General features: G+C 52.7%; 20 protein-coding genes and 1 other annotated feature. Of the genes, 14 read left to right on the top strand and 6 right to left on the bottom strand.

Going from position 1 to position 20,357, the window contains the following annotated elements; all coding sequences use genetic code 11:
- Window positions 1-2 precede the first annotated feature (2 nt).
- A complete protein-coding gene (gpmB, locus tag OGY09_RS11010) occupies window positions 3-650 on the top strand; it encodes a 2,3-diphosphoglycerate-dependent phosphoglycerate mutase GpmB (RefSeq protein WP_003019006.1) in 648 nt (215 codons plus the stop codon).
- On the opposite strand, the gene robA is transcribed toward gpmB, so the two are convergent.
- The gene (robA, locus tag OGY09_RS11015; RefSeq protein ID WP_003829933.1) at window positions 647-1,516 is read right to left on the bottom strand and encodes an MDR efflux pump AcrAB transcriptional activator RobA; all 870 of its coding nucleotides are present in this window, start codon (window positions 1,514-1,516) and stop codon (window positions 647-649) included. The genes gpmB and robA overlap by 4 nt on opposite strands.
- A 211-nt stretch (window positions 1,517-1,727) precedes the next feature.
- Between robA and creA the strand changes: the two genes are divergently transcribed.
- From creA to creD, 4 genes are read left to right on the top strand one after another with little or no spacing between them, the layout of a single operon-like run.
- Window positions 1,728-2,201: a protein CreA gene (gene creA / locus OGY09_RS11020; protein ID WP_003018998.1), complete on the top strand. Its 474-nt coding sequence runs from the start codon at window positions 1,728-1,730 to the stop codon at window positions 2,199-2,201.
- 12 nt (window positions 2,202-2,213) lie between these two features.
- Window positions 2,214-2,903 (top strand): two-component system response regulator CreB, encoded by a 690-nt coding sequence (gene creB, locus OGY09_RS11025; RefSeq protein WP_032942323.1) that lies wholly within the window; start codon window positions 2,214-2,216, stop codon window positions 2,901-2,903.
- Window positions 2,903-4,327 carry a two-component system sensor histidine kinase CreC gene (creC, locus tag OGY09_RS11030; protein WP_032942324.1) on the top strand — a complete coding sequence of 475 codons (1,425 nt, stop codon included), beginning with the start codon at window positions 2,903-2,905 and terminating at the stop codon, window positions 4,325-4,327. The genes creB and creC overlap by 1 nt, the downstream gene beginning before the upstream one ends.
- Before the next feature lie 57 nt (window positions 4,328-4,384).
- The gene (creD, locus tag OGY09_RS11035) at window positions 4,385-5,746 is read left to right on the top strand and encodes a cell envelope integrity protein CreD (protein ID WP_032942325.1); all 1,362 of its coding nucleotides are present in this window, start codon (window positions 4,385-4,387) and stop codon (window positions 5,744-5,746) included.
- Window positions 5,747-5,806: 60 nt separating this feature from the next.
- Here creD and arcA read toward each other — a convergent pair whose 3' ends face one another.
- A complete protein-coding gene (gene arcA / locus OGY09_RS11040; RefSeq protein WP_001194359.1) occupies window positions 5,807-6,523 on the bottom strand; it encodes a two-component system response regulator ArcA in 717 nt (238 codons plus the stop codon).
- A gap of 95 nt (window positions 6,524-6,618) precedes the next feature.
- Here arcA and yjjY point away from each other — a divergent pair, with 95 nt between their 5' ends.
- The 6 genes from yjjY to thrC all read left to right on the top strand — a co-directional run bounded on the left by yjjY (window position 6,619) and on the right by thrC (window position 12,885).
- On the top strand, window positions 6,619-6,759 hold the full coding sequence (gene yjjY / locus OGY09_RS11045) for a YjjY family protein (RefSeq protein WP_042998021.1): 141 nt from the start codon (window positions 6,619-6,621) through the stop codon (window positions 6,757-6,759).
- 399 nt (window positions 6,760-7,158) lie between these two features.
- The gene (locus OGY09_RS11050; RefSeq protein WP_003829762.1) at window positions 7,159-7,845 is read left to right on the top strand and encodes a tRNA/rRNA methyltransferase; all 687 of its coding nucleotides are present in this window, start codon (window positions 7,159-7,161) and stop codon (window positions 7,843-7,845) included.
- A 206-nt stretch (window positions 7,846-8,051) separates the two neighbouring features.
- Window positions 8,052-8,178: a sequence feature (Thr leader region), on the top strand.
- Complete coding sequence (thrL, locus tag OGY09_RS11055; protein ID WP_032337689.1) at window positions 8,057-8,122, top strand: thr operon leader peptide; 66 nt, start codon at window positions 8,057-8,059, stop codon at window positions 8,120-8,122. It overlaps the preceding feature by 66 nt.
- Window positions 8,179-8,201: 23 nt before the next feature.
- Window positions 8,202-10,664: a bifunctional aspartate kinase/homoserine dehydrogenase I gene (thrA, locus tag OGY09_RS11060; RefSeq protein ID WP_032942326.1), complete on the top strand. Its 2,463-nt coding sequence runs from the start codon at window positions 8,202-8,204 to the stop codon at window positions 10,662-10,664.
- A 1-nt stretch (window position 10,665) separates the two neighbouring features.
- Entirely contained in the window at window positions 10,666-11,595 is a 930-nt protein-coding gene (gene thrB, locus OGY09_RS11065; RefSeq protein WP_008786144.1) for a homoserine kinase, read from the top strand.
- 3 nt (window positions 11,596-11,598) lie between these two features.
- The gene (thrC, locus tag OGY09_RS11070; RefSeq protein ID WP_032942327.1) at window positions 11,599-12,885 is read left to right on the top strand and encodes a threonine synthase; all 1,287 of its coding nucleotides are present in this window, start codon (window positions 11,599-11,601) and stop codon (window positions 12,883-12,885) included.
- A gap of 84 nt (window positions 12,886-12,969) precedes the next feature.
- On the opposite strand, the gene yaaA is transcribed toward thrC, so the two are convergent.
- Window positions 12,970-13,743 (bottom strand): peroxide stress protein YaaA, encoded by a 774-nt coding sequence (gene yaaA, locus OGY09_RS11075; protein WP_032942329.1) that lies wholly within the window; start codon window positions 13,741-13,743, stop codon window positions 12,970-12,972.
- A 77-nt stretch (window positions 13,744-13,820) separates the two neighbouring features.
- Complete coding sequence (locus OGY09_RS11080; RefSeq protein ID WP_020996236.1) at window positions 13,821-15,251, bottom strand: alanine/glycine:cation symporter family protein; 1,431 nt, start codon at window positions 15,249-15,251, stop codon at window positions 13,821-13,823.
- A gap of 273 nt (window positions 15,252-15,524) precedes the next feature.
- On the opposite strand from OGY09_RS11080, the gene tal reads away from it, so the two are divergent.
- The 3 genes from tal to OGY09_RS11095 all read left to right on the top strand — a co-directional run bounded on the left by tal (window position 15,525) and on the right by OGY09_RS11095 (window position 18,608).
- Window positions 15,525-16,478 carry a transaldolase gene (gene tal, locus OGY09_RS11085; RefSeq protein ID WP_003829752.1) on the top strand — a complete coding sequence of 318 codons (954 nt, stop codon included), beginning with the start codon at window positions 15,525-15,527 and terminating at the stop codon, window positions 16,476-16,478.
- Window positions 16,479-16,588: 110 nt separating this feature from the next.
- Window positions 16,589-17,176 carry a molybdopterin adenylyltransferase gene (mog, locus tag OGY09_RS11090; protein WP_003018973.1) on the top strand — a complete coding sequence of 196 codons (588 nt, stop codon included), beginning with the start codon at window positions 16,589-16,591 and terminating at the stop codon, window positions 17,174-17,176.
- Window positions 17,177-17,300: 124 nt separating this feature from the next.
- The gene (locus OGY09_RS11095; RefSeq protein WP_032942331.1) at window positions 17,301-18,608 is read left to right on the top strand and encodes an MFS transporter; all 1,308 of its coding nucleotides are present in this window, start codon (window positions 17,301-17,303) and stop codon (window positions 18,606-18,608) included.
- 34 nt (window positions 18,609-18,642) lie between these two features.
- On the opposite strand, the gene satP is transcribed toward OGY09_RS11095, so the two are convergent.
- Window positions 18,643-19,209 carry an acetate uptake transporter gene (gene satP / locus OGY09_RS11100; RefSeq protein ID WP_003829744.1) on the bottom strand — a complete coding sequence of 189 codons (567 nt, stop codon included), beginning with the start codon at window positions 19,207-19,209 and terminating at the stop codon, window positions 18,643-18,645.
- A gap of 364 nt (window positions 19,210-19,573) precedes the next feature.
- Entirely contained in the window at window positions 19,574-19,978 is a 405-nt protein-coding gene (locus OGY09_RS11105; RefSeq protein WP_008786150.1) for a DUF2541 family protein, read from the bottom strand.
- Window positions 19,979-20,357 lie beyond the last annotated feature (379 nt).

Here is a 20,357-nt window from a genome sequence, read left to right on the forward strand (position 1 = left end):
GCATGTTACAGGTATACCTTGTTCGCCATGGCGAAACGCAGTGGAACGCCGAGCGACGTATTCAAGGCCAGTCAGACAGCCCACTAACCGCTAAAGGTGAACAACAAGCCATGCAGGTGGGAGAACGCGCCCGCTCGTTTGGTATTACGCATGTCATCAGTAGCGATCTTGGTCGTACACGACGCACCGCAGAAATCATCGCCCAGGCCTGCGGCTGTGATATCACCTATGATTCTCGTCTGCGTGAGCTGAATATGGGGGTGCTGGAAAAACGTCACATCGATACGCTGACGCCAGAGGAAGAGGGCTGGCGTCGCCAGTTGGTGAACGGCACGGTGGATGGTCGTATTCCGGAAGGGGAATCGATGCAGGAGCTGAGCGATCGCGTCAATGCGGCGCTGGCATCCTGTCTGGAGCTGCCGCCGGGAAGTCGTCCACTGCTGGTCAGCCACGGTATCGCGCTGGGTTGCCTGGTGAGCACAATTCTGGGATTACCGGCATGGGCTGAACGTCGCTTGCGTCTGCGCAACTGTTCAATTTCTCGTGTTGATTACCAGGAAAGCTTATGGCTGGCGCCGGGATGGGTCGTTGAAACGGCAGGGGACATCTCACATCTGGACGCCCCTGCGTTGGATGAACTACAGCGCTAGCGGCGAATCGGAATCAGGAATTCGCAGCGCAGGTTGATCGGGCGATCTCCCGCTTTGGCATCTTCTGCCGGGTAGTATCGCTCGATATCCTGTCCTTTACGGCGCGTCAGGTTCAGCATCGGCATGCATGTGCCGTAAACCGTCAGGATAAACTCTTGCACGCCGGTTCCCAGCCCTTCGTAGGTAAACATCACATACTCGCCACCCTGTAACAGGATAGGCTGCGCCGACGGCACATAGCCATTGGCCTGTTCCGGCGTCAGTGCTGTGGTGTAAAACACTTCCTGTTCGTCGTCTTTTTCAATGCTCGGACGCGTTTCGTTAAGCCCGTACAGCACTGGCGGGATCGCCGGAGCCTGAGCAAGGAAGTCGCGCCAGAACTGAATACGCATTTCATGACGGAAATCTGAAATCTGTTCCAGCGAGCAGGAATAGCTTTGCGTGGTGCCGAGCAGTTGCGTATCTTCCAGGGTGACAAACTCGTGCGCAGGCATCGTAAATTCACCCAGTCGCATTGGCGGGCGAATACCAAACGCACTCCATTCCGGTGAACGGCGATACAGCGCTGGTGTCTGCGAAAATTGTTTCTTGAACGCGCGAGTAAAGGTTTGTTGAGAGTCGAAGCGATATTGCAGCGCAATATCCAAAATTGGACGCGCAGTCAGGCGCAGCGCCACTGCGGATTTCGATAAACGACGGGCGCGGATATAGGCGCCAATAGCATGGCCCGTCACGTCCTTAAACATTCTCTGCAGGTGCCACTTGGAATAGCCCGCTTTTGCCGCCACATTGTCAAGCGACAAAGGCTGATCCAGATGACCTTCCAGCCAGATTAATAGGTCGCGAATAATGCCAGCCTGATCCATAAAATATCCTCATCCTTTCAACAACGAGTACCTGACGTCAGGTATGAGGATAATAGCATTTTTTGCTGTTTTAGCATTCAGTGTTTTTTTTGCTCATAAGTGCTTTTTTCGGACATACGAAAGCGTGATTATTGTAATCCTGTGATCTGTATACATTTTATCTTAGAATGTTTAATAATTACGCAGAACAACTTTTAAGAATGGTAACAATATGAAATATAAGAGCTTAGTCATTTCCTCAATTCTGCTGATGTTGGCGCAGGTCGCCCATGCGGAGCAGATTGGATCTGTCGATACGGTGTTCAAAATGTTTGGGCCGGATCATAAAATTGTGGTCGAAGCGTTTGACGATCCGGATGTTACCAATGTGACCTGTTACGTGAGTCGTGCGAAGACCGGCGGCATCAAAGGTGGACTGGGGCTGGCGGAAGATACCTCCGATGCCGCCATCTCTTGCCAGCAGGTTGGGCCGGTAGAACTGAGCGACAGAATCAAGAACGGTAAAGCTCAGGGCGAAGTGGTATTTAAGAAACGTACCTCGCTGGTGTTTAAATCTTTACAGGTCGTGCGTTTTTACGATGCGAAACGTAATGCGCTGGCCTATCTGGCCTATTCAGATAAAGTGGTCGATGGATCGCCCAAAAATGCCATTAGCGCGGTACCCATCATGCCGTGGCGGCAATAACAAGGAAGCACAATGCAACAGCCGTTGATCTGGTTGGTTGAGGATGAGCAGGGAATCGCTGATACGCTTATCTACATGCTGCAACAGGAAGGGTTTAGTGTAGAGGCGTTTGAGCGCGGATTTCCCGTGCTGGAGAAATCTCGCCAGCAATGCCCTGATGCCATCATTCTGGATGTCGGGCTACCGGATATCAGTGGTTTTGAACTGTGCCGACGTTTACTGGAACGCCACCCGGCGTTGCCGATCCTCTTTCTGACCGCGCGCAGCGATGAAGTGGATCGCCTGTTGGGGCTGGAAATTGGCGCAGATGACTATGTTGCCAAGCCTTTCTCGCCGCGTGAGGTGTGCGCTCGTGTGCGTACGCTGCTGCGGCGGGTGCAAAAATTCTCCACGCCTTCATCGACGACGCGCTGTGGGGATTTTGAACTTAATGAGCTGGCCGCGCAGATTACCTGGTTCGACATGCCGTTGAACCTGACGCGCTATGAATTCCTGCTGCTGAAAACATTGCTGATGTCGCCGGGACGTATTTACTCTCGCCAGCAGCTGATGGATTTAGTCTGGGCAGACGCGCAGGATACCTTTGACAGAACGGTTGATACTCACATCAAAACGCTGCGTGCCAAGCTGCGGGCTATCAATCCGGAGCTTTCCCCCATCAATACACATCGCGGTATGGGATACAGCCTGAGGAACTGCTGATGCGCATTGGCATGCGTTTGCTGCTCGGCTATTTTCTGATTGTCGCGGTCGCCGCCTGGTTTGTTCTGTCGATCTTTGTGCAGGAAATTAAGCCAGGCGTTCGTCGGGCGACCGAAGGTACTCTAATTGATACCGCCACGCTGCTGGCTGCACTGGCGCGTGATGACGTGCTCTCTGACTCACCGGCTAACGGCAAGCTGGCGCAGGCATTTGCGCAGCTGCATAACCGCCCATTTAACGCCAACATCAGCGGCATTAACAAAGTGCGTAATGAATACCATGTCTACATGACGGACGCGCAGGGCAAGGTGTTGTTTGATTCAGCTAACCAGGCCGTCGGTCAGGACTACTCCCGCTGGAACGATGTGTGGTTAACGCTGCGTGGGCAGTATGGTGCCCGCAGCACGCCGCAAAACCCGAACGATCCGGAAAGCTCAGTGATGTACGTTGCCGCGCCGATCGTAGACGGTGGGCGTATTATCGGCGTGCTCAGTGTCGGCAAACCAAATGCGGCGATGGCACCGGTGATTAAACGCAGTGAACGGCGAATGCTGTGGGCCAGCGCCGTATTGCTGGGCATTGCCCTGGTGATTGGCTTCGGGATGGTATGGTGGATAAACCGATCCATTGCCCGGCTGGCGCGTTATGCCGACTCCGTTACCGAGAATCGCCCCGTCCCACTGCCTGATTTAGGCAGCAGCGAGTTACGCAAACTGGCGCAGGCGCTGGAAAGTATGCGTCTGAAGCTCGAAGGCAAGAACTACATTGAGCAGTATGTCTACGCGTTAACGCATGAGCTGAAAAGTCCGCTGGCGGCCATTCGTGGCGCGGCAGAGATATTGCGCGAAGGCCCGCCGCCAAACGTGGTAGCGCGTTTTACCGATAATATTCTGACGCAAAATGCGCGCATGCAGGCGCTGGTCGAAACTTTGCTGCGCCAGGCGCGACTGGAGAATCGACAGGACATTACGTTGACGGCGGTGGAGGTAGATACGCTTTTTGCTCAGCTCAAAGAGGCGCGTAGCGTGCAGCTGGCGGCAAAAAACATTACGCTGACCATTCTGCCTTCATCGCTTAGCGTCGCTGCCGATCCCGCGTTACTGGAGCAGGCATTGGGGAACTTGCTCGACAACGCTATCGACTTCACGCCACAGGGCGGGACGATTACGTTGAGCGCGCATCAGCAGGAGGAGCTGGTCACATTGCAGGTTACCGACAGCGGTAGCGGGATCCCTGATTTTGCGTTGCCGCGTATTTTTGAGCGCTTCTACTCGCTGCCCCGCGAGAATGGACACAAGAGCAGCGGTTTGGGGCTGGCGTTTGTCAATGAAGTTGCACGACTGCATGAAGGTACGGTGACATTATCTAACCGACCAGAGGGCGGCGCCCAGGCCTCGTTTACGCTTCACCGTCACTTCACATAACTTCAAATTCTCCGCACATAGCTGTTCTACCTTACTGATATTGCAAAGGAGAACGCTATGTTTAAATCACCCCTGTTTTGGAAAATCGTCACCTTAGGCGGCGCCATATTATTGCTGTTAATTCCACTGACGATGGTCAGGCAGATAATCGTTGAGCGATCGGATTATCGTGATGAAGTCGAAGATGCTATTCGTCAGAGCACCAGCGGGCCGCAAAAGATGGTCGGGCCGCTGATTGCCGTCCCGGTGACGGAACTGTATATCGAGCTGGAAGGCGACAAACAGATCCAGCGTAAGCGCAGCTATATCCATTTCTGGCTGCCGGAGTCGTTGGTGGTTGAGGGGAATCAGAACGTTGAAGCGCGTAAAATCGGTATTTACGAAGGCCAGGTCTGGCACAATGACCTCTCGGTGAAGGCCGAGTTTAACGCTGAACGCTTGCGCGATTTAAACCATCCCAACGTCAGCGTCGGCAAACCGTTTATCGTGGTTGGCGTGGGGGATGCGCGCGGGATTGGTGTGGTGCAAGCGCCGCAGGTCAATGGGGAATTGCTGGCCGTTGAGCCAGGGACGGGGCTGGATGGGGGAGCTCAAGGGATCCACATACCGCTACCTGACGCGAGCTGGGCGGAGCAAAACCTGAGCATGGTGCTGTCGTTGAATTTGAGCGGAACCGGAGATTTCTCCGTTGTTCCGGTTGGCCGTAACAGTGAAATGACTTTAACCAGCAACTGGCCGCATCCCAACTTTCTGGGGGATTTCCTCCCGGCGAAGCGCGAAATCAGCGAATCAGGATTTAAGGCCCAGTGGCAGAGCAGCTGGTTCGCGAATAACCTCGGCGAACGCTTTGATGGCGAAAAGATTGGCTGGAAGGGAATGCCTGCATTTAGCGTTGCCGTCGCCACGCCAGCGGATCAGTATCAGTTAACGGACAGGGCTACCAAGTATGCCATCCTGCTGATTGTACTGACCTTTATGTCTTTCTTCGTGCTTGAAAGTATGACCAGCCTGCGTCTGCACCCGATGCAGTATCTGCTGGTGGGGCTATCGCTGGTGATGTTTTATCTGCTGCTGCTGGCATTGTCTGAGCACATTGGGTTTACGGCGGCGTGGATTACGGCAAGCCTGGTAGGCGCGTTAATGAACGGGGTGTATCTGCAGGCGATATTACAGAGTTGGCGGAACAGTATTTTATTCACCGTGGCGCTGCTGGGGTTGGATGGGGTGATGTGGGTGCTGCTACGTTCACAGGACAGCTCTTTACTGCTGGGAACCGGCGTGCTGTTGGTCGCGTTGTGTGGCGTGATGTTCCTGACGCGTCATCTTGACTGGCACTCGCTGGCACAGCCAAAACCAAAGCCGACAGAAATTCCGGAGCCTCTGCCTGCGCAGAGTGACGAGTTTCGCCTATGGAAATAGGGCGGTGGGGAAATGAAAAACGGCGCATAACGCGCCGTTTTTTTACCTGTGAGGATTGAATTAATCCTGCAGGTCGCCGCAGAAACGGTAGCCTTCACCGTGAATGGTGGCGATGATTTCTGGCGTATCCGGCGTAGATTCGAAATGTTTACGAATGCGGCGGATAGTCACGTCAACGGTACGGTCATGCGGCTTCAGTTCGCGACCGGTCATTTTTTTCAGCAGTTCTGCGCGAGACTGGATTTTGCCCGGATTCTCACAGAAGTGAAGCATTGCACGGAATTCGCTGCGTGGCAGTTTATACTGCTCGCCGTCAGGACCAATCAGAGAGCGGCTGTTAATGTCCAGCTCCCAGCCGTTGAACTTGTAGCTTTCGACGCTACGGCGTTCTTCGCTGACAGTACCCAGGTTCATGGTACGGGACAGCAGGTTACGAGCACGGATAGTCAGTTCGCGCGGGTTAAACGGCTTGGTGATGTAATCGTCTGCGCCGATTTCGAGGCCGAGAATTTTATCGACTTCGTTATCACGGCCCGTCAGGAACATCAGCGCAACGTTAGCTTGTTCGCGAAGTTCGCGCGCTAACAGGAGGCCATTTTTCCCAGGCAGATTGATATCCATAATCACAAGGTTGATGTCATATTCAGAGAGAATCTGATGCATTTCCGCGCCATCTGTCGCTTCGAATACATCATAGCCTTCTGCTTCGAAAATGCTTTTCAACGTGTTGCGTGTTACTAACTCGTCTTCAACGATAAGAATGTGCGGGGTCTGCATGTTTGCTACCTAAATTGCCAACTAAATCGAAACAGGAAGTACAAAAGTCCCTGACCTGCCTGATGCATGCCGTAAATTAACATGATCGGCGTAACATGACTAAAGTACGTAATTGCGTTCTTGATGCACTTTCCATCAACGTCAACAACATCATTAGCTTGGTCGTGGGTAGTTTCCCTCTGGACCCGACAGTGTCAAAAACGGCTGTCATCCTAACCATTTTAACAGCAACATAACAGGCTAAGACATGCCGGACACCCAATAAAACTACGCTTCGTTGACATATATCAAGTTCAATTGTAGCACGTTAACAGTTTGATGAAATCAACGTATCCAAATGTTTGCTTTCATCACAAAATTGCAATATTACAACTAGTTGCACGAGCTAATTAATAAATGTAATGAATCCAACCAATGCGATCCATTTTAAAATAAATTATCATGGATAAACAGAGGGATATACAACTTTTGTTAACATAAAAAGCAATAGTACAGTTTGGAAATAGTTTAGCATTTTTTACCGGATGCGAAATCCTTTTTCAGTGACTTCTGTTAAAAAAATGTAAATTTGCGCTGCGTAATATGTTGACGTGCGTCACATTATTACTTGCAGACTGACCAAAAAGAGTATCGAAATGCGTTTAACAATTATTCTGGTTGCCCCTGCCAGAGCGGAAAATATTGGTGCGGCTGCCCGTGCGATGAAGACCATGGGATTCACTCAATTACGTATCGTTGACAGCGAGGCGCACCTGGAACCCGCCACGCGATGGGTCGCGCATGGATCGGGCGACATTATTGATAATATTAACGTTTTTCCAACGTTAGCCGATGCGCTTCACGACGTTGATTTTACCGTTGCGACCACCGCGCGTAGCCGGGCGAAGTTCCATTATTACGCCACCCCGGTCGAACTGGTTCCCCTGTTACAGGAGAAATCCACGTGGATGGAACATGCAGCGCTGGTGTTTGGTCGTGAAGATTCGGGGCTGACCAATGAAGAATTAGCGCTGGCAGATGTACTCACTGGTGTACCGATGGTCGCTGACTATCCTTCACTCAATTTGGGGCAGGCGGTGATGGTGTATTGCTATCAATTAGCAGGTTTAATACAACAACCGGCCAAAAACGTTGAGGTGACGGATGAACTTCAGCTGCAGGCATTGCGCGCACGCGTTTTGCGTTTATTAGCCACGCTGAACGTTTCTGACGACATCAAGCTGACGGACTGGTTGCAACAGCGAATGGGTCTGTTGGGGCAGCGAGACACGGCAATGTTGCACCGTTTTTTACATGATATTGAAAAAAACATCACAAAATAAAATGTCGAACAATCTTTGTTGTGTAGTGTTTTGTTCTTGGTTCAAGTGGGCTCAACATGCTGTATTGGTTGAAAGTAAAAGGGCAAGCAGTCGCTCATGAACAAGTTTCGGAATGTGATCAATTTAAAAATTTATTGACTTAGGTCAGCAGATACTTTAACCCTAAAAGAATACAGGACAGATAATAAATAATTACAGAGCACACAACATCATGAAACGCATCAGCATCACCATTACTACAACCATCACCATTACCACAGGTAACGGTGCGGGCTGACGCGTACAGGAAACACAAGAAAAAGCCCGCACCTAAACAGTGCGGGCTTTTTTTTCGACCAAAGGCAATGAGGTAAACCATGCGAGTGTTGAAGTTCGGCGGTACATCAGTGGCAAATGCAGAGCGCTTTCTGCGGGTTGCCGATATTCTGGAAAGCAATGCCAGACAGGGGCAGGTCGCGACCGTTCTCTCTGCCCCCGCAAAAATTACCAACCATCTGGTGGCAATGATTGAGAAGACCATCGGTGGTCAGGATGCTTTAGCTAATATCAGCGACGCCGAACGCATTTTCTCCGAGCTGCTGGCGGGTCTTGCCGCCGAGCAACCAGGTTTTCCGCTGGCGCAGCTCAAAGCCTTTGTTGAACAAGAATTTGCCCAGATTAAGCACGTCCTGCACGGCATCAGCCTGCTGGGACAGTGCCCGGACAGTATCAATGCCGCGCTTATCTGCCGTGGTGAAAAAATGTCGATTGCTATCATGGCCGGCCTGTTGGAAGCACGCGGGCATAACGTAACGGTCATCGACCCGGTGGAGAAATTGCTGGCTGTCGGCCATTACCTCGAATCTACCGTTGATATCGCCGAATCTACGCGCCGCATCGCCGCCAGCCGTATTCCTGCGGACCACATGATTCTGATGGCAGGGTTTACCGCTGGAAATGAAAAAGGTGAGTTAGTGGTGTTGGGGCGTAATGGCTCTGACTACTCTGCCGCCGTACTGGCCGCCTGTTTGCGTGCCGATTGTTGTGAAATCTGGACCGATGTCGACGGTGTATATACTTGCGATCCGCGTCAGGTACCCGACGCCCGACTGCTTAAGTCGATGTCTTATCAGGAAGCGATGGAGCTTTCTTACTTCGGCGCTAAAGTGCTGCACCCGCGCACCATTACCCCTATTGCCCAGTTCCAGATCCCGTGCCTGATTAAAAATACCGGCAATCCGCAAGCGCCCGGTACGCTGATCGGTGCCAGCAGTGATGACGATGATTTGCCGGTAAAAGGTATTTCTAACCTCAATAACATGGCGATGTTTAGCGTTTCCGGCCCTGGAATGAAAGGCATGGTGGGCATGGCGGCGCGCGTTTTTGCCGCAATGTCGCGTGCGGGCATCTCGGTAGTGCTGATCACCCAATCCTCTTCTGAATACAGCATCAGCTTCTGCGTCCCGCAGGGCGACTGCACGCGTGCACAACGCGCCATGCAGGATGAATTCTACCTCGAGCTGAAAGAAGGCCTGCTGGAGCCGCTGGCGGTGACTGAGCGTCTGGCCATCATCTCTGTTGTTGGCGATGGTATGCGCACCCTGCGCGGCATCTCGGCGAAGTTCTTTGCCGCGCTGGCTCGGGCGAACATCAATATTGTAGCGATAGCCCAGGGCTCGTCTGAGCGTTCTATTTCGGTGGTGGTGAATAACGATGACGCGACCACCGGCGTACGCGTGACCCATCAAATGCTGTTCAACACCGACCAGGTGATTGAAGTGTTTGTGATTGGCGTAGGCGGCGTGGGCGGTGCGCTGCTGGAGCAGCTTAAACGTCAGCAAACCTGGCTCAAAAAGAAGCATATCGATCTGCGCGTGTGCGGTGTGGCGAACTCGAAGGCCCTGCTGACCAACGTCCACGGTCTGAATCTGGAAAACTGGCAGTCGGAGCTGGAGAGCGCGAAAGAGCCTTTCAACCTTGGGCGCTTAATTCGTCTGGTGAAAGAATACCATCTGCTCAATCCGGTGATTGTCGACTGTACGTCAAGCCAGGCGGTAGCGGATCAATATGCCGACTTCTTGCGTGAAGGCTTCCACGTGGTTACGCCGAACAAAAAGGCCAACACGTCGTCGATGGATTACTATCATCAGCTGCGTTTTGCCGCCGCGAAGTCTCGTCGTAAATTCCTGTACGACACCAACGTGGGCGCGGGCTTGCCGGTTATTGAAAACCTGCAAAATCTGCTCAGCGCAGGTGATGAACTGCAACGTTTTTCAGGCATCCTTTCTGGCTCACTGTCGTTTATTTTCGGCAAGCTGGATGAAGGCATGAGCTTCTCGCAGGCCACCACCCTGGCGCGTGAGATGGGCTATACCGAACCCGATCCGCGTGACGATCTTTCCGGTACGGACGTGGCGCGTAAGCTGCTGATCCTGGCCCGTGAAACCGGTCGTGAGCTGGAGCTTTCTGACATTGTCATTGAGCCGGTCCTGCCAAAAGAGTTTGATGACTCCGGTGATGTTTCCGCGTTTATGGCGAAATTGTCGCAGCTGGATGACGTCTTTGCCGCGCGCGTGGCGAAAGCCCGTGATGAGGGAAAAGTATTGCGCTATGTTGGCAATATCGAAGAGGACGGCGTTTGTCGCGTGAAAATTGATGCAGTAGACGGCAACGATCCGCTGTTTAAAGTGAAAAACGGTGAAAACGCGCTGGCGTTCTATAGCCACTATTATCAGCCGTTACCGTTGGTTCTGCGCGGATATGGCGCGGGTAACGATGTGACGGCGGCGGGCGTCTTTGCCGACCTGCTACGCACCCTTTCATGGAAGTTAGGAGTCTGACATGGTGAGAGTTTATGCCCCGGCTTCCAGTGCCAATATGAGCGTCGGGTTTGATGTACTCGGTGCGGCGGTAACTCCGGTGGACGGTTCGCTGTTGGGTGATGTGGTGTCTGTTGAGGCGGCTGACCAGTTCAGCCTGAACAACCTTGGGCGCTTTGCCAACAAACTGCCGTCCGAGCCACGTGAAAATATTGTCTACCAGTGTTGGGAGCGATTCTGCCAGGAGTTGGGTAAAACCGTTCCGGTGGCGATGACGCTGGAAAAAAATATGCCGATTGGCTCCGGGTTAGGCTCCAGCGCCTGTTCCGTCGTGGCGGCGTTAGTCGCTATGAACGAACACTGCGGCAAGCCGCTCAACGATACGCGCCTGTTAGCGATAATGGGCGAACTTGAAGGGCGTATCTCCGGCAGCATTCATTACGATAACGTCGCCCCGTGCTTTTTGGGCGGTATGCAGTTAATGATTGAAGAAAACGGCATTATTAGCCAGCAGGTGCCAGGCTTTGATGAGTGGCTGTGGGTACTGGCGTATCCAGGGATTAAAGTGTCGACGGCTGAAGCGCGGGCGATTCTCCCAGCGCAGTATCGCCGTCAGGACTGTATCGCTCACGGGCGGCATCTGGCTGGATTCATCCATGCCTGCTATTCCCGTCAGCCTCTTCTGGCCGCGAAGCTGATGAAAGATGTCATTGCTGAGCCGTATCGTACCCGCTTGCTGCCAGGCTTTAGCCAGGCGCGTCAGGCGGTCGCAGAAATTGGCGCGCTGGCCAGCGGTATATCCGGGTCAGGGCCGACGCTGTTCGCTTTGTGCGATAAGCCGGATACGGCACAGCGCGTAGCAGATTGGCTGGGTAAAAATTACCTACAAAATCAGGAAGGCTTTGTTCATATTTGCCGGCTGGACACGGCGGGCGCACGGGTACTGGGATAATCAATGAAACTGTATAATCTGAAAGATCACAACGAACAGGTCAGCTTTGCACAGGCTGTTACGCAAGGACTGGGCAAGAATCAGGGATTGTTTTTTCCGCACGATCTACCGGAATTCAATCTGACAGAAGTGGATGAGATGCTGAACCAGGACTTCGTTAGCCGCAGCGCGAAGATCCTGTCCGCATTTATTGGTGATGAGATCCCTCAGGAAATTCTGGAAGAGCGCGTGCGTGCGGCATTTGCCTTTCCGGCTCCGGTTGCCCAGGTTGCCGCGGATGTCGGCTGTCTGGAACTGTTCCACGGCCCTACGCTTGCATTTAAAGACTTTGGCGGGCGCTTTATGGCGCAGATGCTGACGCACATCAGTGGCGACAAACCGGTAACGATTCTGACGGCGACTTCCGGAGACACCGGGGCGGCGGTTGCGCATGCCTTTTATGGCCTGAAAAATGTGCGCGTGGTGATCCTCTATCCGAAAGGCAAGATCAGCCCATTACAGGAAAAACTGTTCTGTACGCTGGGCGGTAACATTGAAACTGTGGCGATTGATGGCGATTTTGATGCCTGCCAGGCGCTGGTGAAACAGGCGTTTGATGACGAAGAGCTGAAGGTGGCTCTGGGACTGAACTCGGCTAACTCAATTAACATCAGCCGTCTGTTGGCGCAAATCTGTTACTACTTTGAGGCTGTGGCCCAACTGCCGCAAGAGGCGCGTAATCAACTGGTGATTTCCGTTCCCAGCGGTAACTTTGGCGATCTGACCGCCGGGCTGCTGGCGAAATCACTGGGCTTGCCGGTGAAGCGTTTTATCGCGGCGACTAACGTTAACGATACGGTTCCGCGTTTCCTTGCAGAAGGTGAGTGGGCGCCGAAAGCGACCCAGGCAACGTTGTCGAATGCGATGGATGTCAGCCAGCCGAACAACTGGCCGCGCGTGGAAGAACTGTTCCGCCGTAAAATCTGGCGTCTGAATGAGCTGGGTTATGCCGCTGTTGACGATGCGACGACTCAGGACACGATGCGTGAGTTACATGAGATAGGCTACACCTCAGAACCGCATGCGGCGGTGGCTTACCGAGCGCTGCGTGACCAACTGAATCCAGGCGAGTACGGCCTGTTCCTTGGTACTGCGCATCCGGCGAAGTTTAAAGAAAGCGTTGAAGAGATTCTTGACCTGACGCTGGCGTTGCCAAAAGAACTGGCGGAACGCGCGGACCTGCCGCTGCTTTCTCATCACCTGCCAGCTGATTTTGCTGAACTGCGCAAGCTGATGATGACCCGCGGTTAACGGTTGCGCCCGCTGGCGCTTTGCATAGCGGGCCGACAAAACCTGTAGGCCGGATAAGGCGTTAGCCGTCATCCGGCCTTTTTACTATTGCTCGTGGCGTTTAAACACCAGTTCGCCGTTTCCTGATGCTTCTTCATCAAAGAAGTAGCCTTCGCTGTTAAATGCGGTCAGCTGTTCCGGTTGCGTTAAGCGGTTCTCAATAATGTAGCGACTCATCAGGCCGCGCGCTTTTTTGGCATAGAAGCTGATGACTTTAAACTTGCCGTTCTTCTCGTCGAGGAAGACCGGTTTGATAAGCTCAGCGTTGAGTTTTTTCGGCTTCACGGATTTAAAATACTCATCCGAGGCGAGGTTGATCACCACGCTGTCGCCTTGCGCTTCCAGCGCTTCGTTAAGTTTATCGGTGATGGTATCTCCCCAGAACTGGTAGAGATCTTTACCCTTCGCATTGGCCAGACGAATGCCCATCTCCAGACGGTATGGCTGCATCAAATCCAGCGGACGCAAAACGCCGTACAACCCGGACAGCATCCGTAAATGCTGTTGAGCGAAGTCGAAATCCGCCTCGCTGAAGGTTTCAGCCTGCAACCCTGTATAGACGTCGCCTTTAAACGCCAGAATGGCCTGACGTGCATTGTCCGGCGTGAAGTCAGGCTGCCAGTCATGGAAACGGGTGGCGTTCAGATCCGCCAGCTTGTCGCTAATCCCCATGAGCTTGCCAATCTGCGGTGCAGAGAGCTGGCGTGCCACGTGAATAAGCTGCTGAGAGTGATCCAGCAACTCGGGCAGCGTATGACGTGTCGTTGCCAGCGGGCTTTGGTAGTCGAGCGTTTTTGCAGGTGAAATCAGAATCAGCATATCCAGTCCTTGCAGGAAATTTACTGCGACTTTAGCAAAAAAAACGACTGAATTGATCGATGGTTGCGATTGCCGCGCTATTCGCGCGGCGTTTCATCCCAGCTATCGGGCGCAAGCTGTTGTCTGATATCAGGATAACGGCGCGGATCGAATTCCGGGCGCACCCCGAGTTTTCGCTGGCGCAGATAATCGCTGGCGATGGTATGTACAACCGGAGAAAGCAGCAGAATCGCCGTCAGGTTAGTAATGGCCATACAAGCCATGATGATGTCGGCAAGTTGCCAAACCAGCGGAAAACTGATTAACGTACCACCAATGACTGTGCAAACGGTGGCGATTCGTAATAGCCAGATAACCCGGATGTTGTCCAGTTTCAGAAATATGAGGTTGTTTTCCGCATAAATGTAGTTGGCGACGATAGAGCTAAAGGCAAACAGAATCACTATTAAGGCAACGAATCCGGCCCCCCATTCACCCGTCAGCGAGACCATGGCTCGTTGCAGCAACTGGATGCCTTCCATTGGCACATAAGTGGTGCCATTACCCGCCAGTAAAATGATCATTGCGCTGGCCGTACAAAGAATTAGCGTATCGCCCAATACACCAATCATTTGCACAATGCCTTGTGCTGCAGGGTGTGGCGGCCAGGATGCTGCCGAGGCAGCCGCGTTCGGAGTTGAGCCCATTCCGGCTTCATTAGAGAACATACCGCGCTGAAAACCGCTGGCAATGGCCTGGCTTAGCGTATACCCGGCTGCACCGGCCGCGGCTTCCTGCCAGCCAAAGGCGCTTTTTATGATGGTCATGATAATGCCGGGGAGCTGTCCGAAATGCCAAAGGCAGATGACGAGGCTACAACCGATCCACAGCAGCGCCATCATCGGAACAAACCATTGCATCAGGCGGGCAACGCCTTTAATGCCGCCGACGATGACCAGTAATGACACTATTGCCAGTGCGATACCGGAGAAGAGGGGAGGGATGTCAAAAGCAAAGGTCAACGCACGAGAGACTGAGTTTGCCTGCACGCTGTTAAAAATCAGGCCATAGGCAATGAGTAAAAAGATGGCAAACAGCACGCCCATCCAGCGCATGCCCAATCCACGGGCCATGTACCATGCAGGACCGCCGCGAAACTGTCCCTTGCTGTCGCGCTCTTTATACAGCTGGGCAAGGGAACATTCGGCGAATGAGGTTGCCATACCAATGACCGCCGAGACCCACATCCAGAAAATGGCTCCCGCGCCGCCGGCGGCGATCGCCAACGCCACACCCGCCAGATTTCCGCTACCGACGCGCGCGGCAAGACTGGTGCACAGAGCCTGAAAAGAAGTTAAACCGCCCGGCTGCGGGCTGATGCTGTTTTTAAGACTTTTGCCAAACTGGCGAATATAGCGGAACTGCACGAACCCTGTACGCCAGGTGAACCAACATCCTGCGCCAAGCAGGAGGTAGATCATCACCGATCCCCAGAGTATTTCATTAATAAATGAGAAAAAATCAGGCATTAACATCCCTCTTGTTGATGCCGGTAAGCGCGAATAATCCCGTGTAAGCGCTACCAATTATCGACCAGTATATACCTTATAAGGTGATTGATTGCGGGAGTTTACCATAACAATGGGTATATCCTTAATTGCGCATCACGAGCTGTGAGATGCGTAATCAGGGCTGAGCGGCGGGTCGGACAATCCAGGCGGTTGCGCTGAGAGTGCGTCGTGCTATCATCAGGGAAGATCGGTTACATCCCCCTAACAAGCTGTTTAAAGAGAATCGCTATCATGACGGACAAATTGACCTCCCTTCGTCAGTTCACCACAGTAGTGGCCGACACCGGAGACATCGCGGCAATGAAGCTGTATCAGCCTCAGGATGCCACAACTAACCCTTCTCTCATTCTTAACGCAGCGCAGATCCCAGAATACCGCAAGCTGATTGATGACGCTGTAGCCTGGGCTAAGCAGCAGAGCAACGACCGCGCACAGCAGATCGTCGACGCGACCGACAAACTGGCAGTAAATATCGGTCTGGAGATCCTGAAACTGGTCCCGGGTCGTATCTCCACTGAAGTTGACGCTCGTCTGTCCTACGACACCGACGCGTCCATCGCGAAAGCAAAACGTCTGATCAAAATGTACAACGATGCTGGCATCAGCAACGATCGCATTCTGATCAAACTGGCTTCAACCTGGCAGGGCATCCGTGCCGCTGAGCAGCTGGAAAAAGAAGGTATCAACTGTAACCTGACTCTGCTGTTCTCCTTCGCTCAGGCGCGCGCATGTGCAGAAGCTGGCGTATATCTGATTTCTCCGTTTGTTGGTCGTATTCTGGACTGGTACAAAGCCAACACTGACAAGAAAGAGTATGCACCGGCAGAAGATCCGGGTGTGGTTTCCGTAACGGAAATCTATGAGTACTACAAACAGCACGGTTACGAAACCGTGGTGATGGGTGCGAGCTTCCGTAACGTCGGCGAAATCATTGAGCTGGCAGGCTGCGATCGTCTGACTATTGCTCCGGCACTGCTGAAAGAACTGGCGGAAAGCGAAGGCACTATCGAACGTAAACTGTCCTTCTCTGGTGAAGTGAAAGCGCGTCCTGCACGCATCACCGAAGCTGAGTTCCTGTGGCAGCACAACCAGGATCCGATGGCTGTAGACAAACTGGCGGACGGTATCCGTAAGTTTGCTGTAGACCAGGGTAAACTGGAAAAAATGATCGGCGATCTGCTGTAATCATTAATGCGTGGCCCTGATATGGGTCACGCTACCTCTTCTGAAACCTGTCTGTCCTTCCCTTCGCAGTGTATCATTCTGTTTAACGAGACTGTTTAAACGGAATAATCATGAATACTTTACGCATTGGCCTGGTTTCCATTTCTGACCGTGCTTCCAGCGGCGTTTACCAGGATAAAGGTATCCCGGCCCTTGAAGAGTGGCTGGCATCTGCCCTTACCACCCCTTTTGAGCTGCAAACGCGACTGATCCCGGATGAACAGGCGATCATCGAACAGACCTTATGTGAGCTGGTGGATGAAATGAGCTGTCATCTGGTGCTGACTACCGGCGGAACGGGTCCGGCCCGCCGCGATGTAACGCCTGATGCCACGCTGGCCGTAGCCGACCGCCAGATGCCGGGCTTTGGCGAGCAGATGCGCCAGATAAGCCTGCACTTTGTGCCAACGGCTATTCTCTCCCGCCAGGTTGGTGTGATTCGCAAACAGGCGTTGATTCTGAATCTGCCAGGGCAGCCGAAATCGATCAAAGAAACGCTGGAAGGCGTGAAAGATGCCGACGGTAAGGTTATCGTGCCGGGTATTTTTGCAAGTGTACCGTATTGTATACAGTTACTGGATGGGCCGTATGTGGAAACCGCACCGGCTGTTGTAGCATCTTTTCGTCCTAAAAGCGCAATCCGCGATACAAACGCCTGAAAGTAGCCCGATCGTGACATAAGTGCCAATGACAGTGGAGTATTGAATTGTTTACGATATAGTAATTTTTGCTTTACATATATCGACAGACAGATTCAATAACTCCACTGACTCATGGTTTGCTATGTCACAACACACTCGACCGCTGAATCGCCAGGATTATAAAACTCTTACGCTTGCTGCCCTCGGCGGTGCGCTTGAGTTTTATGATTTCATTATCTTCGTCTTCTTTGCCGCTGTTGTTGGCGAACTCTTCTTCCCGGCAGACATTCCTGAATGGCTACGTCAGGTGCAAACCTTCGGCATTTTTGCCGCCGGATATCTGGCGCGTCCACTGGGTGGCATCATCATGGCGCACTTTGGCGATCTGGTCGGGCGTAAGAAAATGTTCACCCTGAGCATTTTGCTGATGGCGATACCGACGCTGGCGATTGGTCTTTTGCCTACCTACGCCTCAATGGGGATCCTCGCGCCGCTGCTGTTACTCCTGATGCGCATTTTGCAAGGCGCTGCCATCGGCGGAGAAGTGCCGGGCGCGTGGGTGTTCGTGGCAGAGCACGTACCGGAGCGCCGCATCGGCATTGCCTGTGGCACGCTGACCGCCGGGCTGACGGTGGGGATTCTGCTGGGATCGGTGGTTGCGACGCTGGTGAATACCAGCCTGACGCAGCAGGCGGTGCATGACTACGGCTGGCGTATCCCGTTCCTGCTGGGGGGCGTGTTTGGGCTGGTGGCGATGTACCTGCGTCGCTGGTTGCAGGAAACGCCCATTTTCCTCGAAATGCAGCAGCGTAAAGCGCTGGCGCAAGAGCTACCGGTGAAGTCGGTGGTGAGCAAACATAAAAAAGCGGTGGTTATTTCTATGCTGCTGACCTGGCTGTTATCGGCCGGGATTGTGGTGGTGATCCTGATGTCGCCAGTCTGGTTGCAGAAGCAGTATGGTTTTGCACCGGCGTTGACGTTACAAGCCAACAGTGTCGCGACCATTATGCTGTGCGTCGGCTGTCTGCTGGCCGGGTTTATTGTCGACCGGGTCGGCGCCAGCAAAACCTTTATTGTCGGCAGCCTGCTGCTGGCCTGTTCAAGCTGGTTTTTCTATCATCTGACCGGCAGCCATCCTCAGCACTTGTTCTTGCTATACGGGCTGGTAGGGTTGTGCGTTGGCGTGGTGGGGGCTGTGCCTTATGTGATGGTGCGGGCGTTTCCGGCGGAGGTCCGCTTTACCGGAATCTCCTTTTCTTACAACGTGTCGTACGCCATTTTTGGTGGTCTGACACCAATCGCCGTGACGATGTTAATGAGCGTGTCGCCAATGGCTCCGGCCTGGTATGTGCTGGCGTTATCGCTGGTGGGATTAGGTCTGGGGGTTTGGCTGCGACAGGATATTTATCATCGCGATACGAGCGTGCAGGGAGAGTTACAGCGCTTGTAAGGAATATCCCCCCGTTCGGGGGGATAGCGTCAGATTAGTGCGCTTCACCAATCGGCAGGATGGTACGGCCAAACTGTTCGTTCAGCACTTCACCCATCGCCAGGTAAATGGCGCTTGCGCCACACACTAAGCCAATCCAGCCAGCAACGTGAATGATCGCTTCGTTACCTGCAATGTTGCCGACCGCCAGCAGTGCGAACAGCACTGTCAGGCTCAGGAAGACAAACTGCAACGCGCGGTTAGCTTTCAGCGTGCCGAAGAACATGAACAGTGTAAACACGCCCCACAGACCCAGGTATACGCCCAGGAACTGACCATTGGTTGCATCCGCCAGGCCCATTTTCGGCATGATCAGGATTGCAACCAGCGTCAGCCAGAACGAACCGTAGGAGGTAAAGGCGGTTAAACCGAAGGTATTGCCCTTTTTATATTCCAGCAGACCGGCAAATATTTGCGCGATACCGCCGTAGAAAATGCCCATCGCCAGAATAATAACGTCAAAGGCGAAGAAACCCGCGTTGTGCAGGTTAAGCAGAATGGTGGTCATGCCAAAGCCCATCAGGCCCAGCGGTGCCGGATTAGCCAACTTAGTGTTGCCCATAATTCCTCAAAATCATCATTGATTGAATGGTGAAATAGTTTCCCCAAATAACGATCACTGTCTTCGGGGCGCGGCATGATAATCAGGGGAGAGGGCACTGTCTATGATCTAACGAAGGGAAAATGAATTATTTTCCCTGTGATGGGCATCACGCTTACGCGTGGTTGATCATTTTGCTAAGACAGACGATTTGAAGTACCGCCGGGAACTGAGGGATTTGGTGGACGATCTGGTAAGAAATACCCATCGCCAGATGGCGCTGCGTCATGGGCGCGGCAGTGGTTATTCCAGATCAAAGGCTTTCACATCAACCGCGTGTCTGCCCCGCATGTTTTCTATGGCTTCTGAATCAAAATGTGCAGAATTAATCGTCGCCAATAACTTTCAGCGTTGCCATGTCAGAGGAGTTTACTGACTGGCCTGAGAAGGTGATTTTAGACACGCAGCGTTTATTGTCGTTGTCGCTATTAATAGAGATCCAGTTGGTCGTTTGTCCCTCTTTAATAGATGACGGGACGTTCAGGCTTTGGCTGGAAGTGCGTACTGCTTTGAAGTAGACGGATGCGCCGTTAAGTTTAATATCACCGCGATCGGCGGTGAGCTGAATGCGCTTCACTACCCGGCAAACGGGAATTCTCAGCGTGAGATCGTTGGTTGCGTTGCGGGGCATCGCAATCATACCCAGAACTTTATGATCGTTAGCGTGCGCGGCGCTGCTCAGCAGCAGGCCCATAAGCAGGCTGGTGGAAAGGGTTAACACGGATTTCATGGAATTTCTCTTTGACGGCTGTAAAAGTGTGTGACATCAGACTATCTTACCGCCGACGGGAAACCGTTTCATGGTCGTAATCTTTTCTTTTTATTACAATTTTCACATGAATGACCGTGCTGGTTTTGATTTGTTTTGTGAATTGATTTTGATTGGAAACTATTCGTTTTTTTGCCTTTCTGCCTTTTACCTTAATTTTATCGCCACTGTGCTAAAAAAAATTTTCATGCCCCCCTTGATGACGTGGGTTACGACCCCATCTTGTAGACAACCGCAGTGGTGAGTCTGAAAAAAAACGATTCAGGGTAGTTGAAACCGCACGTTTCGCCCTTATTACAGATTCACAACCACATGATGACCGAATTTTTAGTGGAGACGT

This window comes from Citrobacter sp. Cpo071, assembly GCF_030332765.1.
GTDB lineage: Bacteria > Pseudomonadota > Gammaproteobacteria > Enterobacterales > Enterobacteriaceae > Citrobacter > Citrobacter portucalensis.

Coding starts and splice junctions, on each gene's coding strand:
- gpmB (WP_003019006.1), top strand. CDS start 3: ATGTTACAGGTATACCTTGTTCGCCATGGCGAAACGCAGTGGAACGCC.
- robA (WP_003829933.1), bottom strand. CDS start 1,516: ATGGATCAGGCTGGCATTATTCGCGACCTATTAATCTGGCTGGAAGGT.
- creA (WP_003018998.1), top strand. CDS start 1,728: ATGAAATATAAGAGCTTAGTCATTTCCTCAATTCTGCTGATGTTGGCG.
- creB (WP_032942323.1), top strand. CDS start 2,214: ATGCAACAGCCGTTGATCTGGTTGGTTGAGGATGAGCAGGGAATCGCT.
- creC (WP_032942324.1), top strand. CDS start 2,903: ATGCGCATTGGCATGCGTTTGCTGCTCGGCTATTTTCTGATTGTCGCG.
- creD (WP_032942325.1), top strand. CDS start 4,385: ATGTTTAAATCACCCCTGTTTTGGAAAATCGTCACCTTAGGCGGCGCC.
- arcA (WP_001194359.1), bottom strand. CDS start 6,523: ATGCAGACCCCGCACATTCTTATCGTTGAAGACGAGTTAGTAACACGC.
- yjjY (WP_042998021.1), top strand. CDS start 6,619: ATGACTAAAGTACGTAATTGCGTTCTTGATGCACTTTCCATCAACGTC.
- OGY09_RS11050 (WP_003829762.1), top strand. CDS start 7,159: ATGCGTTTAACAATTATTCTGGTTGCCCCTGCCAGAGCGGAAAATATT.
- thrA (WP_032942326.1), top strand. CDS start 8,202: ATGCGAGTGTTGAAGTTCGGCGGTACATCAGTGGCAAATGCAGAGCGC.
- thrB (WP_008786144.1), top strand. CDS start 10,666: ATGGTGAGAGTTTATGCCCCGGCTTCCAGTGCCAATATGAGCGTCGGG.
- thrC (WP_032942327.1), top strand. CDS start 11,599: ATGAAACTGTATAATCTGAAAGATCACAACGAACAGGTCAGCTTTGCA.
- yaaA (WP_032942329.1), bottom strand. CDS start 13,743: ATGCTGATTCTGATTTCACCTGCAAAAACGCTCGACTACCAAAGCCCG.
- OGY09_RS11080 (WP_020996236.1), bottom strand. CDS start 15,251: ATGCCTGATTTTTTCTCATTTATTAATGAAATACTCTGGGGATCGGTG.
- tal (WP_003829752.1), top strand. CDS start 15,525: ATGACGGACAAATTGACCTCCCTTCGTCAGTTCACCACAGTAGTGGCC.
- mog (WP_003018973.1), top strand. CDS start 16,589: ATGAATACTTTACGCATTGGCCTGGTTTCCATTTCTGACCGTGCTTCC.
- OGY09_RS11095 (WP_032942331.1), top strand. CDS start 17,301: ATGTCACAACACACTCGACCGCTGAATCGCCAGGATTATAAAACTCTT.
- satP (WP_003829744.1), bottom strand. CDS start 19,209: ATGGGCAACACTAAGTTGGCTAATCCGGCACCGCTGGGCCTGATGGGC.
- OGY09_RS11105 (WP_008786150.1), bottom strand. CDS start 19,978: ATGAAATCCGTGTTAACCCTTTCCACCAGCCTGCTTATGGGCCTGCTG.